Annotated in this window: 17 protein-coding genes; all 17 read right to left on the reverse strand. The window is 37.5% G+C overall.

What is annotated here, in order from left to right; all coding sequences use genetic code 11:
• Positions 1-9: 9 nt before the first annotated feature.
• Entirely contained in the window at positions 10-279 is a 270-nt protein-coding gene (rpsO, locus tag COE49_RS21570) for a 30S ribosomal protein S15 (RefSeq protein WP_001229392.1), read from the reverse strand.
• Positions 280-379: 100 nt separating this feature from the next.
• Complete coding sequence (gene ribF / locus COE49_RS21575; protein ID WP_088230113.1) at positions 380-1,351, reverse strand: bifunctional riboflavin kinase/FAD synthetase; 972 nt, start codon at positions 1,349-1,351, stop codon at positions 380-382.
• Positions 1,352-1,394: 43 nt separating this feature from the next.
• Positions 1,395-2,318, reverse strand: coding sequence for a tRNA pseudouridine(55) synthase TruB (gene truB / locus COE49_RS21580; protein ID WP_088230114.1), 924 nt, complete (start codon positions 2,316-2,318; stop codon positions 1,395-1,397).
• A gap of 86 nt (positions 2,319-2,404) precedes the next feature.
• On the reverse strand, positions 2,405-2,761 hold the full coding sequence (gene rbfA / locus COE49_RS21585; RefSeq protein ID WP_000776443.1) for a 30S ribosome-binding factor RbfA: 357 nt from the start codon (positions 2,759-2,761) through the stop codon (positions 2,405-2,407).
• 15 nt (positions 2,762-2,776) lie between these two features.
• Entirely contained in the window at positions 2,777-3,058 is a 282-nt protein-coding gene (locus COE49_RS21590; protein WP_017151268.1) for a DUF503 domain-containing protein, read from the reverse strand.
• Complete coding sequence (infB, locus tag COE49_RS21595) at positions 3,055-5,115, reverse strand: translation initiation factor IF-2 (RefSeq protein ID WP_088230115.1); 2,061 nt, start codon at positions 5,113-5,115, stop codon at positions 3,055-3,057. The genes COE49_RS21590 and infB overlap by 4 nt, the downstream gene beginning before the upstream one ends.
• A gap of 4 nt (positions 5,116-5,119) precedes the next feature.
• Positions 5,120-5,431, reverse strand: coding sequence for a YlxQ family RNA-binding protein (locus tag COE49_RS21600; RefSeq protein WP_001286523.1), 312 nt, complete (start codon positions 5,429-5,431; stop codon positions 5,120-5,122).
• Positions 5,432-5,704: an RNase P modulator RnpM gene (gene rnpM, locus COE49_RS21605; protein WP_000071127.1), complete on the reverse strand. Its 273-nt coding sequence runs from the start codon at positions 5,702-5,704 to the stop codon at positions 5,432-5,434.
• Positions 5,705-5,715: 11 nt separating this feature from the next.
• A complete protein-coding gene (nusA, locus tag COE49_RS21610; protein WP_088230116.1) occupies positions 5,716-6,822 on the reverse strand; it encodes a transcription termination factor NusA in 1,107 nt (368 codons plus the stop codon).
• 17 nt (positions 6,823-6,839) lie between these two features.
• A complete protein-coding gene (gene rimP, locus COE49_RS21615) occupies positions 6,840-7,310 on the reverse strand; it encodes a ribosome maturation factor RimP (protein ID WP_000359095.1) in 471 nt (156 codons plus the stop codon).
• Between the two features lie 336 nt (positions 7,311-7,646).
• A complete protein-coding gene (locus tag COE49_RS21620) occupies positions 7,647-11,948 on the reverse strand; it encodes a PolC-type DNA polymerase III (RefSeq protein ID WP_088230117.1) in 4,302 nt (1,433 codons plus the stop codon).
• Between the two features lie 124 nt (positions 11,949-12,072).
• A complete protein-coding gene (locus COE49_RS21630; protein WP_088230118.1) occupies positions 12,073-13,773 on the reverse strand; it encodes a proline--tRNA ligase in 1,701 nt (566 codons plus the stop codon).
• Between the two features lie 109 nt (positions 13,774-13,882).
• On the reverse strand, positions 13,883-15,139 hold the full coding sequence (gene rseP, locus COE49_RS21635; RefSeq protein WP_140417315.1) for an RIP metalloprotease RseP: 1,257 nt from the start codon (positions 15,137-15,139) through the stop codon (positions 13,883-13,885).
• Between the two features lie 17 nt (positions 15,140-15,156).
• Positions 15,157-16,299, reverse strand: coding sequence for a 1-deoxy-D-xylulose-5-phosphate reductoisomerase (gene dxr, locus COE49_RS21640; protein WP_088230120.1), 1,143 nt, complete (start codon positions 16,297-16,299; stop codon positions 15,157-15,159).
• A gap of 23 nt (positions 16,300-16,322) precedes the next feature.
• On the reverse strand, positions 16,323-17,114 hold the full coding sequence (cdsA, locus tag COE49_RS21645) for a phosphatidate cytidylyltransferase (protein WP_088230121.1): 792 nt from the start codon (positions 17,112-17,114) through the stop codon (positions 16,323-16,325).
• A gap of 17 nt (positions 17,115-17,131) precedes the next feature.
• Positions 17,132-17,908: an undecaprenyl pyrophosphate synthase gene (gene uppS / locus COE49_RS21650; RefSeq protein ID WP_088230122.1), complete on the reverse strand. Its 777-nt coding sequence runs from the start codon at positions 17,906-17,908 to the stop codon at positions 17,132-17,134.
• Positions 17,909-17,993: 85 nt separating this feature from the next.
• Positions 17,994-18,551: a ribosome recycling factor gene (gene frr / locus COE49_RS21655; protein WP_000531501.1), complete on the reverse strand. Its 558-nt coding sequence runs from the start codon at positions 18,549-18,551 to the stop codon at positions 17,994-17,996.
• Positions 18,552-18,553 lie beyond the last annotated feature (2 nt).

Genomic DNA, 18,553 nt, shown 5'->3' on the forward strand with positions numbered 1-18,553 from the left:
CTTCTTTGACTATCGACGTAAGCCAAGCTTTGTGATTAATTCACGGTAACGTGTGATATCGCTATTACGAAGGTAAGTTAGTAAGTTACGACGTTTACCAACCATCTTTAATAGACCACGACGTGAATGATGATCTTTCTTGTGAGTACGTAAGTGCTCGTTTAGAGTGTTAATTTGCTCCGTTAGGACAGCAATTTGAACCTCTGGAGAACCAGTATCAGTCTCATGAGTTCTAAATTGTGCAATGATTTCATTTTTACGCTCTTGTGTTAAAGCCATCCTATTTCACCTCCTAATAATTAAACCCCCAATTACCTAGCAAGCGTCGGTGAGTCGCAATGCCAAGCAATGGTTGTCATAAAGTACATAACATAGAATACTACTTTTCATTTGAAAAAGCAAGTGTATTCTTTTCGTTCGCAAAATATTCTTGTGCTGTTTTCTTATCTTTTGCAATTTGTTCAACTAATTGATCAATGCCATTGAATTTCTTCTCTTCTCTTATACGCATATGCCACTCTACTGTAACACTTTGATCGTATATGTCTTTATTAAATTCAAATAAGTGCACTTCAATAGATAGTTGACGCTCATCTTCTTTAAAAGTTGGTTTATATCCAATATTACACACACCATCGTACCATTCATCGTGAACTTTTAATCTCACTGCATAAACACCTACAGGTGGTAATAGATACTTATCACTTAAACCTATATTAGCTGTTGGAAAACCGATTTGACGTCCACGTTTATCACCGTGTACAACTGTTCCTCCTACTGTATAGGCTCTACCTAAAATAGATGGAATTTGTTCCATTTCACCATTTCGAATTAATTTTCGTAATGCTGTAGAACTTACTTTCTCTTCTTGAAATTCAACTTTTTCAATCACAGTCTGTGTAAACTCCCCTCTTGCATGAAATGGTAAAGTCTCCATCTTTCCTTTTCCTAAACGTCCATATGAATAATCAAACCCTGCTACTACATGCTTTACATTTAAATCAATAATATAATCATCTACAAATTGTTGTGGCAATAAGCCTGCAAATGATTCGTCAAATTTAACAACATATAATATATCGATTCCTAAGTTCTCGACTATTTTTTCTTTATCACACATTGGTGTAATATACTCGGCATGCGCTTCTTTTTTACCTAAAACAACAGATGGATGCGGATAAAATGTCATCACTGCACTTTTATATCCTCGTTCATCCGCTATTTGCTTCGCAGTTCGAATCACACATTGATGTCCTAAATGAATGCCATCAAAAAATCCTAATGCCATTACAGTAGGTGGTAATTCTAATTTATTTTGTTCATGTGGATGAGTTAAATGAATAAGTTTCACGCTTGAATTCACCTTTTTCTGTAATAATCCTTCCAATAATTCATTATAGCTTTAGTTCTTGATTATTCACAAGTACTTTCATCGGCTTTAGCATACCAGGGTGTTTTGGATGGTGCTCATAAATTGCAAGGCAGCGATCGTTTTTATCAAACACTGTTATAAATGGCGCCGTTATTTGCAATTCATTTTTTAAGAACATACCATTCTTTATTTTCTCTGCTTGCTTTTCATCTACAACCATTTTCGGGAACTTACTTAATGCTTCATCAATTGAAATGAAGATAGACTCTACTGTTCCATTTTGCACGTTTTCTTCAATTTCTTCAAATGATATGCAATCTTCTAATAAAAATTCACCAGAAGCCGTTCTTACAAGGTGAGACATATGTGATGGAAAACCAAGTTTTTCACCGATCATTACTGCTAACGTTCTTACATAAGTTCCTTTACTACACGTTACACGGAAACGGAATGAAATATTTTCACCTTCAAAAACTTCGCGGTCATCTAATAATACAAATTCATGAATTGTAATTGTACGAACTGGACGTTCAACCTCTTGTCCTGCTCTTGCGTATTCATATAATTTTTTTCCGTTAACTTTTACAGCCGAAAACATCGGAGGCATTTGCTCAATCGTACCTGTTAATGCCATAAGAACCTCTTCCACTTCCTTACGAGTCATAACACGATCTACATTTTTCGTTTCCACAACTTCACCAGAAGCATCTTCAGTTGTTGTTGAAAACCCTAATGTCACTTCACCTTCATATGTTTTCGTTTCACTTGTTAAAAATTGTGCAATCTTCGTTGCTCGTCCAACACAAATAGGTAATACTCCTGTTACATCTGGATCTAATGTTCCTGTATGACCAATTCGTTTTTCACGCAATATCTTTCTTAATTTAAATACACAATCATGTGATGTCATGCCTTTTGGCTTATGTAATAATACTACACCTTCCATATATGTTCACCTCATCGTAATTCTTTCATAATCATTACCTAAAACTTATTTTACATTGAAAAAATGGATAGACAATTGTCTATCCATTATTCTTCACGTTTACCTTCTTTATTAATTTCATGTAAAAGTGTATCAATTCGATGACCATATCCGATAGACTCATCAAATTCAAAGGAAATTTCCGGCGTTTTACGAAGACGAATACGTTGGCCAATTTCTGAACGAATGAAGCCTTTTGCCTTCGCTAAACCTTTTAGTGTACTTTCTTTCTGTTCCTCATCACCTAAAACAGAAATATACACTGTAGCAATTTGTAAATCTCCACTCACTTGTACATCTGTTACTGTAACAAATCCGACACGTGGATCTTTAATTTTACGACTGATGATGTCGCCTAATTCTTTTTTCATTTGCTCGCCTACACGGTTTGCACGTAATTTCATAACTCTTCACCTCATTCAATACCATTCCAATTGTGTTATCGTACGTTCAATTTCAGGAAATGAATCGATGTACTCAAGTACACGATTCATTTCTTTTTCACAAACAACACGATTGGAGGATACAGAAACAATTGCAATTTCTGTACGTTGCCATACATCTTGATGCCCTACTTCTGAAACAGCTACGTTATAACGCTGCTTCACACGAGTTAGCACCCGTTGCAAAATAGCTCGTTTCTCTTTTAAAGAATGCACATCGTAAATCATACACTCGAATGAGAGTGAAGCGATAATCATCGCTTCACTTCTTCCATAATGTACGCTTCAATGATGTCCCCTTCTTTAAGATCATTATATCTCTCAATTGTAATACCACACTCATAGTTTTGTGCAACTTCTTTTACGTCGTCTTTGAAACGTTTTAACGTATCAAGTTGACCTTCGAAAATTACTATACCATCGCGGATAATACGAACACCACTATCACGTGTAATTTTACCGTCTATTACGTAACAACCTGCGATTGTTCCAACTTTTGTTACTTTAAACGTTTGACGAACTTCCGCTTGACCGATTACTTTTTCTTCGAATTCTGGATCAAGCATACCTTGCATTGCTAATTCAATTTCTTCGATTACTTTGTAGATAATACGGTGTAAGCGAACATCAACGTTCTCTAATTCAGCTGTACGCTTCGCGTTCACATCTGGACGTACGTTAAATCCAATTACAATTGCATTAGATGCAGAAGCTAAAATAATATCAGATTCTGTAATCGCACCTACACCAGTGTGAATGATTTTAACTTTTACGCCTTCAACATCAATTTTACGAAGTGATGCTGCCATCGCTTCAACAGAACCCTGTACATCTGCTTTTACAATTAAGTTGATTTCTTTTACATCGCTCTCTTGGATTTGTTGGAATAAATCTTCAAGGCTTAATTTAGACTTCTCACCACGTTGTGCAAGTAACGCTTCTTGTGCACGTGATTCACCAATTTGACGAGCTTTCTTCTCATCAGCGAATGCCATGAAACGATCTCCCGCTTGTGGTACTTCATTTAAACCTGTAATTTCAACAGGAGTTGATGGACCAGCAACTTTTACACGACGACCAATATCACTTACCATTGCACGAACACGTCCGAATGATGTTCCAACAACAATTGGATCTCCAACTCGAAGTGTACCGTTTTGAACAAGTAATGTCGCGATAGTTCCTTTACCTTTATCAAGCTGTGCTTCAATTACAGTACCAGTTGCATAGCGATTTGGATTTGCTTTATATTCTTCTACTTCACTTACAAGAAGAATCATTTCTAGTAAGTTGTCAATTCCTTCGCCTTGAATCGCAGAGATTGGTACGAAGATTGTATCTCCACCCCATGCTTCTGGAACTAATTCATATTCTGTTAATTCTTGCATTACGCGATCAGGATTTGCTGCTGGTTTATCCATTTTATTCACAGCTACAATAATTGGTACTCCAGCTGCTTTCGCATGGCTAATCGCTTCAACTGTTTGTGGCATAACACCGTCATCAGCTGCAACAACAAGGATTGTAATATCAGTTACTTGCGCACCACGAGCACGCATCGTTGTAAACGCCGCGTGACCAGGTGTATCTAAGAATGTAATCTTCTTATCATTTACTTCAACTTGGTATGCACCAATATGCTGAGTAATTCCACCTGCTTCGCCAGCAGTTACTTTTGAGTTACGAATAGAGTCAAGTAATGTTGTTTTACCATGGTCAACGTGTCCCATGATTGTAACTACAGCTGGACGTTCTTTTAAGTTCTCTTCATCATCTTGCTCATCGATGAATGTTTCAAATTCAGTCTCACTTACAATTACTTCTTCTTCTACTTCAATACCGTAATCAGTAGCAATTAACTCAATTGTATCTTTATCTAAGTCTTGGTTAATTGTTGCCATAATTCCTAGCATGAAGAGTTTCTTAATAATTTCAGACGGCTCTTTGCTTAATTTTTTAGCAAGCTCACCTACTGTAAGGCTTCCAGAGAAAGTAATTTTATCTGGTGTTTCTACTATTTGTGTTTGTTGTCTTCCAGCAAAGTTATCTTGACGCTTGTCTTCGTTACCTTTACCTTTTTTCTTTTTCTTGTTGCTGTTCTTTTTACTACGAACAACTTTTTCTTCTACTTCAAACTCATCTGCAACAGAAGGTTTTTCTGCTTGGTATTCATTATCTAATTTGTTTACTACTTCATCGTCTAACATTGTCATATGATTCGAAACCTCGATATTCATTTCTTTTAGTTTTGTCATAAGATCTTTACTTGAGATATTATGTTGTTTTGCATATTCATGCACTCGAATTTTACTCATACCTTCACCCCCGGTAATTTGTATCGAGCATGCTACGCAGCTTTTTCGCAAAGCCTTCATCTAACACAGCTACAACGACTCGCTCATCTCTCCCAATCGCATGCCCTAATTGTTGTCGATTTTCGACCTTTCTCATTGGTACGTTGTAGTACGTCGTTTTATCTGTGATGCGTTTTGTAGTATTCACTGACGCATCTTCAGATAGCAATACAAGTTTTGCTTTGCCACTTCGTACTTCTTTTAAAACAAGTTCTTCACCCGAAATAATTTTTCGAGCCCGGTTTGCTAGTCCTAAAAACGATTTCCAATCGGACACTTATTTCGACTCCTTCTCAACAAGCTCAAGAAGCTCTTCGTATAGAGAACCGTCGATTTTCGCTTTTAGATGATGTTCCAAAACATTTTTCTTTTGAGCTTGAAGAATGCTTTCTTTATCTTTTGACAAGTATGCACCTCGTCCTGATTTTTTTCCAGTTAAATCAATGGACACTTCTCCCTCTTTGGAACGAACAATGCGAACGAGCTCTCGTTTTGATTTCATTTCTTGCGTCGCAACACATTTTCGTAACGGAACTTTTCGATTGCTCATACTCATCACCTCTATTCGATTTCGTCTTCAACAGAATCGAATCCGAATGCGATTACGCTATCTTCTTCTGTTACAATACCAAGTTGTTTCGCATCAGACTCACTCTTAATATCAATTTTCCAGCCTGTTAATTTAGCCGCAAGGCGCGCATTTTGTCCACGCTTACCGATAGCTAATGATAGCTGGTGGTCTGGAACAACAACAGTTGTCGCTTTTTCTTCTTCATCTACAAGTACTTTAACAACTTGTGATGGGCTTAAAGCATTTGCAACATATTCAACTGGATCATTTGACCAGCGAACGATGTCAATTTTTTCACCTTTTAATTCGTCTACAATGCGCTGTACACGTTGTCCTTTCGGTCCTACACAAGAACCTACTGGATCCACATCAATGTTCTCTGCATATACAGAGATTTTAGAACGATCGCCAGCTTCACGTGCTACAGAGCGAATCTCTACCGTTCCATCATAAATTTCAGGAACTTCCATTTCGAATAAACGTTTTAAAAGACCAGGATGTGTACGTGATACGTAAATTTGTGGTCCTTTTGTTGTTTTTTCTACTTTCGTAATGAATACGCGAATACGATCGTGTGGTTTGTATTGCTCGTTAGGCATTTGTTCACTTACAGGTAATAAAGCTTCTACTTTCCCTAAGCTTACATAGATGAAACGAGCATCTTGACGTTGTACAATACCTACCATAATATCTTCTTCACGGTCACTAAATTCAGAGTAAATAACACCGCGCTCTGCTTCACGCACTCGTTGTGTTACAACTTGTTTAGCAGTTTGCGCTGCAATACGACCGAAATCTTTTGGTGTTACTTCGATTTCTAGTACGTCACCATCTTGGTAGTTTGGATTAATTTGTCTTGCTTCCTCTACAGAAATTTCAAGACGTGGATCAAACACATTATCTACTACGTCTTTACGTGCTAAAACTTGAATTGTTCCCACTTGTGGGTTAAAGCTCACACGAACGTTTTGTGCTTGATTAAAATTGCGCTTATAAGCAGAGATTAAAGCTGCTTCAATTGCATCAATAATAATGTCTTTGCTAATACCTTTTTCAGATTCTAATACGAGCAAAGCATCTAATAACTCAGTGCTCATGAAGATCCCCCTTCTAACTAAAACGTAACAGCAAGTCGCGCATTTGCAACTTTATCCATTGGAATTTGGATTTCTTTTTTACGTGTTTTAATTGTTAATAATAATGTTATTGTTGTACCATCGTAAGAAAGCAGTTTTCCTTCAAACATTTTTTCGCCGTCAATCGGCTCATATGTTTTAATTGCCACTTGTTTTCCTACCGCTTGCTGGAAGTCTTTCTCTTTCTTTAATGGGCGTTCCGCTCCAGGAGATGATACATCCAAAAAGTAGAGATGAGGAATTGGATCCTCTTTATCTAAAGCTTCGCTTAAACGTTCACTTACTGCACCACATTCTTCAATGTCGACTCCCTTTTCAGAATCGATAAATACGCGTAAGAACCAGTCTTGTCCTTCTTTCACATATTCTACATCTACAAGTTCAAGATTTAACTCTTCAACGATCGGCTGCGCAAATGCTTCTACAACTTCTGTGACTTTCTTATCCATAAACAGCCTCCTTCCTGCCGCCATGTACCATTTAAAAGAAAAAGACTCCATCCATATAAAAACGGTCTATCTTATTCTTTCTCGTTAGCTAACAAAAGCCCCTGCTGTTCAGCAGGGATTATCTGTCTTAGTATTACCAAATTTAAGAAGTAAAACTTGTAACAAAATATGTATATACGACAGAAATGTCTCACCTACCCACGTAGATAAAACATAGATAGTAACACGAAAGAGTGGGTTTCCCCACTCTTCTCTTTGCAAAATATACATGACATGGTTATCTCGGTTAATAGTATATCATAGGAAATATTGATTTGCAAAGACTTTTCCTACCTATTAGAACAGCGATAACTGGTTTTGATCCGGCAAGTCGCCTAAGCAACCTTGGCTATCTAAATACTCAATAATCGTTTTCGAAACCTTACTGCGTTGCTGTAAGTCTTCTTTTGATAAAAAGTCTCCATTTTTACGTGCTTCTACAATGCTTAAAGCAGCGTTTGTACCAAGACCAGGCACTGCATTAAATGGAGGAATTAATGAGTCCCCATCAATAATAAATTCCGTTGCATGCGAGCGGTATAAATCAACCTTTTGGAATGAGTATCCACGTTCACACATTTCAAGTGTCATTTCTAGTACCGTTAATAAACTCTTCTCTTTTGGCGCTGCATCGAGTCCCTTTTGCGCAATTTCATCAATTCTCGCACGTATAGATGCCGAGCCTTTCGCCATCGCCTCTACATCAAAGTCATCTGCACGAACTGTAAAGTAAGCCGCATAGAATAGAAGCGCGAAATGTACTTTAAAGTATGCAATACGTACAGCCATAAGTACATAAGCAGCCGCATGGGCTTTAGGGAACATGTACTTAATCTTCTTACATGAATCAATATACCAACCTGGTACGTTATTACTTTTCATGTCCTCTTCCCATTCTTCTGGTACACCTTTACCTTTACGTACCGACTCCATGATTTTGAAGGCTAATGATGGGTCTAAACCTTGATAGATTAAATATACCATGATGTCATCACGACAACCGATAACTTCACTCAGCGTACATGTACCGTTATAAATTAACTCGTTTGCATTACCAAGCCATACGTCCGTACCATGTGATAGTCCAGAAATTTGGACTAACTCTGAGAATGTCGTCGGTTTCGTTTCTTCTAACATCTGCCTTACGAATTTCGTACCAAACTCCGGTATACCAAGTGTACCTGTTTTACAGTTAATTTGTTCTTCCGTTACACCTAACGATTCCGGACCTGAGAAAATTTTCATTACTTCTGGATCATCCGTTGGGATTGTTTTCGGATCAATACCACTTAAATCTTGTAACATACGAATAACTGTCGGATCATCGTGTCCTAGTATATCAAGTTTCAATAAATTATCATGAATCGAGTGGAAATCAAAGTGTGTCGTTCTCCACTCAGCCCCTATTGAATCTGCCGGAAACTGTATTGGCGAAAAATCAAAGATGTCCATATAATCTGGCACAACGATAATACCACCTGGATGCTGTCCAGTTGTACGTTTTACACCGGTACATCCTGCTACTAAGCGGTCAATCTCTGCATTTCGAATCGTTAAATTATGATCATTTGCATAACCTTTTACATATCCATAAGCAGTTTTTTCCGCAACTGTACCAATCGTTCCTGCACGATATACATAATCTTCACCGAACAGTACTTTCGTATAGTTATGGGCACGTGGTTGGTATTCCCCAGAGAAGTTCAAATCAATATCGGGTACCTTATCTCCTTTAAATCCAAGGAACGTTTCGAACGGAATATCATGACCATCTTTTACATATGGAATATTACAAGTCGGACATTCTTTATCCGGTAAATCGAAACCAGAACCTACAGAACCATCATTAAAGAATTCTGATTGCTTACAATTCGGACATACATAATGCGGTGGTAATGGATTTACTTCTGTAATTTCCATCATCGTTGCAACGAATGATGAACCTACCGATCCACGCGAACCTACTAAATATCCGTCTACTAACGATTTTTTCACAAGCTTATGTGAAATTAAATAAATAACGGCGAATCCGTGTCCAATAATACTTTTCAATTCTTTTTCTATACGCGCTTCTACAATTTCAGGTAACTCTTCACCATAAATACTACGCGCCATTTTATAACTCATATCACGTGTTTCATCATCAGCACCTTCAATTTTCGGTGTGTATAGATCGTCTTTTACTGGATGAACATCGCCAATTAATGATGCAATCTTTTGTGTATTCGTTACGACAATTTCTTTCGCTAAGTCTTCACCTAAGAATGAGAAACACTCTAACATTTCATCTGTTGTACGGAAATGTACAGGCGGTAACGAATGTCGGTTTAACGGATTGGCTCCGCCCTGTGAACTTACTAAAATTTTGCGATACATTGCATCCTCTTGGTCTAAGTAATGCACGTTTCCTGTAGCGACAACTGGTTTATCTAACGTCTCACCTAGTTTTACTAAGTTAGAAATAATTGTTTTTAATTGTCCTTCATCTCGAACAAGTTCACGTTCTACTAAATGACGTAGCACTTCTGGAGGCATTACTTCAATGTAATCATAGAACTGTGCAATTTCTTCTACCTCTTCAGGAGCTTTTTGCATCATTGCTTCAAACACTTCACCTTTATCACAAGCTGTTCCTACTAAAATTCCTTCACGGTATTTTTTTAATAGTGACCTTGGTACACGTGGTACACGGTAAAAGTAATTCAGGTGAGAATATGAAACAAGTTTATATAAATTTTTCAATCCAACGTCCGATGTAGCAAGCAATGTCATATGACTTGGGCGTCCACGTTTATACGCATCCCCTTGTCCCATGCTATCATTTAATTGATCGTGATATTCAAAGCCTTTTTCAATCACATCTTTTAACATTTTCACAAGTAAATATCCCGTTGCTTCAGTATCATAAATCGCACGGTGATGTTGTGTTAATTCAATATCAAGCTTTTTACACATCGTATTTAATCGATGATTTTTCATTTCCGGGAATAAGAATCGTGCAAGTTCTAACGTATCAATAACTGGGTTATTCGTTTTTTCTAACCCCGCCTTTTTAAATCCTACGTTAATGAAGCCCATATCGAAGCTTGCGTTATGAGCAACAAGTGTATGGTCGCCCATCCATTCCTCAAACTTTTTAAACACTTCGTCCACTTCTGGCGCATCGGTTAACATATCATCTGTTATACCTGTTAATTCAATAATCGTCGCCGATAATGGTTGATGCGGATTTGCAAAAGATTCAAAGCGGTCAATAATTTCGCCACCTTTTACTTTTACAGCCGCCAACTCAATAACTGTATCGTATACAGCTGATAAACCTGTCGTCTCAACGTCGAAAACAACATACGTTTCCTCTGCCAGTAAACGATGCGCTTCGTTATATGCTATCGGCACACCATCATTAACTAAATTGGCCTCTACACCGTATATAACTTTAACCCCAGCCTTTTTACCAGCGGAATACGCTTCTGGGAACGACTGAGCAACAGCATGGTCTGTAACCGCAATAGCCTCATGCCCCCATTTCCCTGCTTGGGCAACAAGCTTAGAGACAGGCGTAACAGCATCCATTTGACTCATTGGAGTGTGAAGGTGCAGCTCCACTCGTTTTTCACCTTCTGGCGCTTTATCTTTACGAGAAGGTCCTGTTATTTCATTAATATCATTTGCAATCATTACTAAATCTCGAACGAATGTATCATTTTGGACAGAACCACGAGCCTTCACCCACATTCCTTTTTTCAAGGATTGTAGCATTGGAATATCTTCTTTATCACGTGAGAACATTTTGATCATAATAGAATCTGTATAATCCGTTATTTTTAAAGTTAATAAAGTACGTCCACTACGAAGCTCTTTTGTTTCCACATGGAAGACATATCCCTGAACCGTTTTTCTTCTTTCTTCATCTTGAATTTCTCGCATCGGTGTAATCTCTTCATCTGGCTTAATAAGATACCCGAGTGTAATCGGTCCTTCATGTACAACGCTGCTTTCTTCAGCTTGCTTCTTCGCCATTTCTTCCATAGCTTGTATAACACGCTCGCGGTCTTCTTGCTGCGTTTGCTCACGAAACTTTTGCATCTCTTCTACATTTTGTTTTATATGTGTGTCTAACTGAAAACGTGGAAATCCAAAAGCTTCATATTGTTCACCTACTGGTTTCGCAACATTTTTCTTTAGAGCAGTAGATTCTAGCTCATTATTCACATTTATTAGCAACTTCACGCCATTCACTTGTGGAAGTTGTTTTTTTAAGTACGCAAACATAGGTGAAAATGTAATTCGTTCCGTACAAAGTGGCCAATACGCCCTCACTTCTTCTTCTGTAAATTGTTTATTCTCTGTTTCTAATGCAAATGTTGTTCTTGCAATATGAGAAAATGATTGCTTAAGCTTTGTTTCTAGCAATTCATATAATTCCGTCGGCAAAATACGCGGCACTTGTAAGTCAAAATGCCAACTTTTATTTGCTTTATCAATAACTAGCTTTTCAATACCACCGCCTTGTAAATATTGATTTATAAGGTCTTCTGGTATTTGCAACTGCTGGAGCAAAATTTGAAATCGCTCTTGTTGTTCATTTGTTAAAGACATAAGCACTCTCCTTCCATTTGCTATTATAAATTGAAACGTACTACAAAGAAAGATTTCTCCCTTCTTCTTTTACAAAATACGTTTACAAAGAAAGAGAAGGTACCTCATTACGAGGTACCTCTTCTTATTTTAAAATATTAGCAATATATGTTTGAAGTTCTTCTACTTTCACTTCTTCAGACTCGCCTGTAGCACGTACTTTCACTTCTACAATACCTTCGTCTGCTTTTTTACCAACTGTAACACGAACTGGAAGGCCGAATAAATCTGCATCTGCAAATTTAACACCTGCACGTTCTGCACGGTCATCTAATAATACTTCATAACCTTGCTCTTGTAATGAGTTGTAGATGTTTTCACCCATTTCACGTTGTGCATCAGATTTCATGTTTACTGGAATTACATGCACATGGAACGGTGCGACAGCTTTAGGCCAAACTAAACCGCTCTCATCATTAAACTGCTCTGCAATTGCTGCCACTGTACGAGATACACCAATGCCGTAACAACCCATAATAAGTGGTTGTGTTTTCCCGTTTTCATCTAGGAATGTTGCGTTCATTGCTTCACTATAACGAGTTCCTAATTTGAATACGTGACCAACTTCAATTCCGCGTGCGAAAAGAATTGTTCCGTTTCCATCTGGAGATTGGTCTCCTTCTTGAATGAAGCGTAAATCTGTATATTGACTCACTTTAAAGTCACGTTCTGGATTTACATTTACATAATGGAATCCTTCTTCGTTCGCTCCTGAACATCCGTTAACAATTGATGCTACAGCGTGGTCAGCGATAATTTCGATATCACCTGTTACACCAATCGGTCCTAATGAACCAACTTCACAATTTAATAGTTCTTTTACTTCTTCATGAGAAGCAAGCTCAACAACTGAAGCGCCGTATACATTTTTCACTTTTATATCGTTTACTTCATGATCACCACGAACAAGTACAACTACTAATTTCTCGTCTACTTTAAATACCATAGACTTAATGCACTTATCAGCTTCAATGTTTAAGAATGCAGATACTTCTTCAATTGCTTTTTGATCTGGCGTTGCTACTTTTTCAAGTGCTTTTTCCTCTTCGTCACTCTTCGTATACGTAGCTACAACAGGAGCCATTTCGATGTTCGCTGCATAATCAGATGTATCAGAGTATGCAATAGTATCTTCACCAACTTCAGATAATACCATAAATTCATGTGTATCTTTTCCGCCCATTGCTCCAGAGTCGGCAATAACTGCACGGAAATTCAAACCACAACGAGCAAAAATGTTAGAGTATGCTTTGTATAAGCGATCGTATACTTCATCTAAGCTCTCTTGTGTAGCATGGAAAGAGTATGCATCTTTCATTAAAAACTCTCTTCCACGTAATAAACCAAAACGAGGTCTTTGTTCATCGCGGAACTTCGTTTGAATTTGGTATAATGTTAACGGTAATTTTTTATATGATTTTACTTCATCACGTACAAGATCAGTAATTACTTCCTCGTGTGTAGCTCCTAATGCAAATTCACGAGCATTACGATCTTTCATACGCATTAATTCAGATCCGTAAGAATACCAACGACCTGACTCTTGCCATAATTCTGCAGCTTGCATAGCCGGCATTAATAATTCTACAGCTCCTGCACGTTCCATTTCTTCTCGAACGATACGTTCTACCTTATGCAGTACTTTTAAACCGAATGGTAGAAAACTATAAATACCAGAAGCATTTTGACGCATAAAACCTGCGCGAAGTAATAATTGATGACTTTTAATTTCAGCATCAGCTGGAACTTCACGTAATGTAGGACTGAATACCATACTTTGTTTCATTTATTCGCACCTCTTCATTTTACTCTTACACGCAGTAAAACCCCTCACCTCGAGTTAGGTGAGGGATTTTATTCTACGAGCTCTATTTCATTATAAGTTCCACTTTATTTTACAAGAAAAACTTACGAATGTCATTCCATGTTACAACTAACATAAGTAACATTAATAATGCAAAGCCAATAAAGTGAACCATTCCTTCTTTTTGACGGTCAATAGGTTTCCCTCGTAATGCTTCAATTAAGAAGAAGAATAAACGTCCACCGTCTAAAGCTGGAACTGGTAATAAATTAAATAAACCGAGGTTAATACTTAAAACTGCCGCTAAACTTAGTACACGTGTAAATCCATAATCTACTACTTGATCGGTTAGATTATAAATCCCTACTGGACCTGATAATTCGTTAATAGAAAATTGACCAGTTACTAATTTTACAAGCGATTCAAAAATTAACTTCGTCCACTGATAAGTTTGTTCAAATCCTGATTTAATAGAACCCATTACTGTTTTCTCCACAGGAGAGTAAACACCAATTCTACCAACTTCGTCTTTGCCTTCTTTATCGAGCGTTGGCGTTACTTTTACATTAAACTGTTCATTATCACGCTTTACTTGTAACGTAATTTCTTTATTCGGGTTTTCACGTACAATAGCAACAACATCTTTCCATGTACTCGTGTTTTTCCCATCAATTGCTTGAATTGTATCATTTTCTTTTAATCCAGCTTGCTCTGCAGCACTATTCTCCATTACTTTTCCGACCATTGGTTTGTCAACGGGAACCCCTTGTACAAATCCAAGAATCACAAAAATAACAAATGCTAAAATGAAGTTCATTGCAGGACCTGCAAAGATTGTTAAAGCGCGTTGACCCAATTTTTTAGAGCCGAACTGCCTATTATACGGAGCAATTTGAATTTCTTCGCCAGCAGTAATGATACGAGCCTTTTCATTCACTTGGAATGTTTGTAGCTCTTCCTCGTACTCTTCATAGCCCGAAATTGTTAAATTATGTTCTAATTCTGCTTGTTCGACTTCAATAACGCGAACATTTGGATACTTTTCATATCCATCAAAAACTAATTTCACAACTTCGTCTTTTTCATTTAATACAAGACCAACCTTTTTCCCAGGCTTTAACTCAACTGTGTCCGCATCCTCACCAGCCATTCTTACATAGCCACCAAGGGGCAGTAAACGAATCGTATACACCGTTTCATTCTTTTCAAATGAGAATATTTTCGGACCAAAACCAATCGCAAACTCGCGGCATAAAATACCTGCTCTTTTTGCGAAATATAGATGCCCTAGCTCATGGAAAAATACGAGTGCACCGAAAATTAATATAAAGGCAATCGCTGTATCCAATTCCATAACCACCTTTGCTAAATTTGTTCCATCACAAACCGTCTTGTGGCTGCATCAATTTCCAGAATTTCCTCTAAGCTCGGACGTGCAATGACATTGTGATGGTTCATTGCTTTTTCAATGAGGTCTTCTACTGTTAAGAAACCAATTCTCTTTTGTAAAAAAGCTTCAACAGCTACTTCATTCGCTGCGTTCATTACAGCTGGCATACTTCCACCTGCTTTACCAGCTTCATACGCAAAACGTAGGCAACGGAATCGTTCTTGATTCATTTTTTCAAAATGCAACGTCCCTATTTCCCATAAATTCAACTGTTTTGTGTCTGCAAGAGGCAATCGATCAGGATATGTAAGTGCATATTGAATTGGTACTCGCATATCAGGTGAGCCAAGCTGTGCCATTACACTACGATCTTCAAATTCAACCATAGAATGAATAATACTTTCTTTATGTAAAACAACATCGATTTGCTCGTAAGGGATATCAAAAAGCCAATGTGCTTCAATTACTTCTAGTCCCTTATTCATCATTGTAGCAGAATCAATTGTAATTTTCGAACCCATTGACCAGTTCGGATGTCGAAGCGCATCTTCCACGGTCACATGATGCAATTCATCTCTCGTTTTATCACGGAAACTTCCACCAGAAGCCGTTATAATTAGTCGAGAAATTCTTTTTTCATTTTCACCATTCAAACATTGAAAAATAGCTGAATGTTCACTATCTACTGGAAGTAACGAAACATTATGTTTTCGTGCCGCTTCCATTACAAGATGCCCTGCAGTTACTAACGTTTCTTTGTTTGCAATTCCAATTGTTTTTTTCGCCTCAATCGCACGAAGTGTTGGTAACAACCCTACACTACCTACAACAGCATTTACTACAATCTCCGCATCTGGATGTAATGCTACTTCTAAAAGCCCTTCACTACCATATACAATTTTTGTATTACCAGAAACAGCTTGTAATTTTAAAACATCTTCCTCTCTTTGCACAGAGACGATTTGCGGAGAAAATTCTTGAATGACCTTTACTGCGTAGTCAATGTTTTTCCCTACAGAAAAAGCAACGAGACGGAATTGGTCTGGGTGCGAGCGTAATACATCTAAAGTTTGTGTACCAATTGATCCGCTTGCACCTAATAAACTAATGTTTTTCATGACTCCAACCCCTCGTTCATTTATTAATTGTATTGTAATAAGAAGTAGAGAATTGGTAAAACGAATAACCAACTATCTGTTCGATCTAATATACCACCATGTCCAGGTAGAATTGTACCTGAATCCTTTACGCCATAATGACGTTTAAAAGCAGATTGTACTAAATCACCAATTTGTCCAAAAATAGAAATGATAATTGTCAGCACAATTAAAATCCATACATTCGCTTCAACTGGGAAGAACATATTGTAAACCAGTGCCACAACAATTCCACAAACAATTCCGCCTAATGAGCCTTCAATCGTTTTATTTGGACTAATTTCTGGCCACAGTTTTCTCTTTCCTAATGCTTTTCCTACGAAATATGCGCCTGAATCAGTAGCCCATATAACAAATAATGCGCAAAACACATATTTAATTCCTAATATTCTCGTTTCATTTAAATATAAGAATCCCATTGCAACATATGTCGTGGCCATTAGTAAAAATGAAGCATTGTCAAAAGTAAATGTATTCTTAGAAAGGACTGTATATGATAAAAGTAATAGAACAATCACAAATGTGATTTCTAACTTACCTAACCCAATCCACGTAAACAGTTCTGATGCACTACTTGGAATTAAAATAATCCATAATAATATTGCAGCTAAAACTGTTGGTACTGAAATAAGCGTAAGCTTATTCATACGAATTAATTCATATAAACCTATAGAAGCAAGTGCATACACTAAAACCGTAAAAGGCACGCCACCGTAAATTACGATGGGAATGAATAGCGCGGCAGCAACCACTCCAGTAATAATTCTCTGTTTCACTACCAAACCCTCTCTTTCTACACGCCTCCGAATCTGCGCCCTCTATGCTGAAAGTCTGTAATCGCATTTAGCAAATGTTCCTCGGTAAAGTCTGGCCAATACACATCTGTAAACCAAAATTCCGAATATGCAATTTGCCATAGCATGAAATTACTAATACGTAGCTCTCCGCTCGTACGGATTAACAACTCTGGATCAGGTAAAGAACTCGTCATTAAGTAGGAAGAAAGCATTTCTTCACTTACATCTTCTACACGAATCTTTCCTTCCTCACTATCTTTCATCATATGTTGCACAGCAGAAACGATTTCATCTCGACTTCCATAGTTTAACGCGAAATTAAGAATTAATCCCGTATTCTCTTTCGTATCTTCCATGGCCTTCTCCATCGCTCTGCGTGTATGCGTAGGAAGACGATCTTGTTGCCCTATTACTCGGACTTGTACGTTCTCTTCAATCAATTCTGGTAAAAATGTACCTAAAAATTCTTCTGGAAGCTTCATTAAATAATCAACTTCCTTCTTCGGTCTTTTCCAGTTCTCAGTTGAAAAAGCATAGAGAGTTAATACTTTCACATTAAGTTTACTTGCAAATTTTGTAATTTTTTTTACAACTTGCATACCTTCATGATGTCCCGCAATACGAGGCATTGCTCTCCTCTTTGCCCATCTTCCATTACCATCCATAATGATAGCAATATGTTCTGGGATGTATCCTTTTTTCACTTCTTCAACGAGATGATCAAACGATGTGTCCTTTTTACCTTTAAAAAAAGGAAAGTTTTTAAACATCATTCATACCCTCCAGCAAGCAGACGTATGCCTAAAAGTGTAAAAAGACCCCCTTAAGAAGAGGGTCATATTTGCGAAAGTATCGCTATTACACTTCCATGATTTCTTTTTCTTTGTTTTTTGCGATTTCGTCAACTTTTGCAATATATTTATCTGTTTCTTTTTGGATATCTTCAGTATATCCTCTTAAATCATCTTCTGTAATCTCGCCAGCTTTTTCAAGCTTCTTAAGATCATCATTTCCGTCACGACGTACGTTACGAACCGCAACTTTTGCTTCTTCAGCATATTTTTTTACAACTTTTACAAGATCGCGACGACGCTCTTCTGTTAATGCAGGGAATGCAATACGAATTACAGTTCCATCATTAGAAGGGTTTAAGCCTAAATCTGCTTTTAAAATTGCTTTTTCAATATCACCGATAGAAGTTTTATCATAAGGTTGAATTACAAGTAAACGTGCTTCAGGAACTGTAATGTTCGCTAATTGCACAACTGGTGTTGGTGCACCATAGTAATCAACTTGTACCTTATCTAATACAGACGCGTTTGCACGGCCAGCACGAACTGTTGCTAATTCACGAGAATAAGCAGCAACTGCTTTTTCCATTTTTTCATTCGAAGACTTCAATACTTGTTGTCCCATGT

It is taken from the genome of Bacillus sp. AFS029637, assembly GCF_002584985.1.
In the GTDB taxonomy this organism is placed as follows: Bacteria; Bacillota; Bacilli; order Bacillales; family Bacillaceae_G; genus Bacillus_A.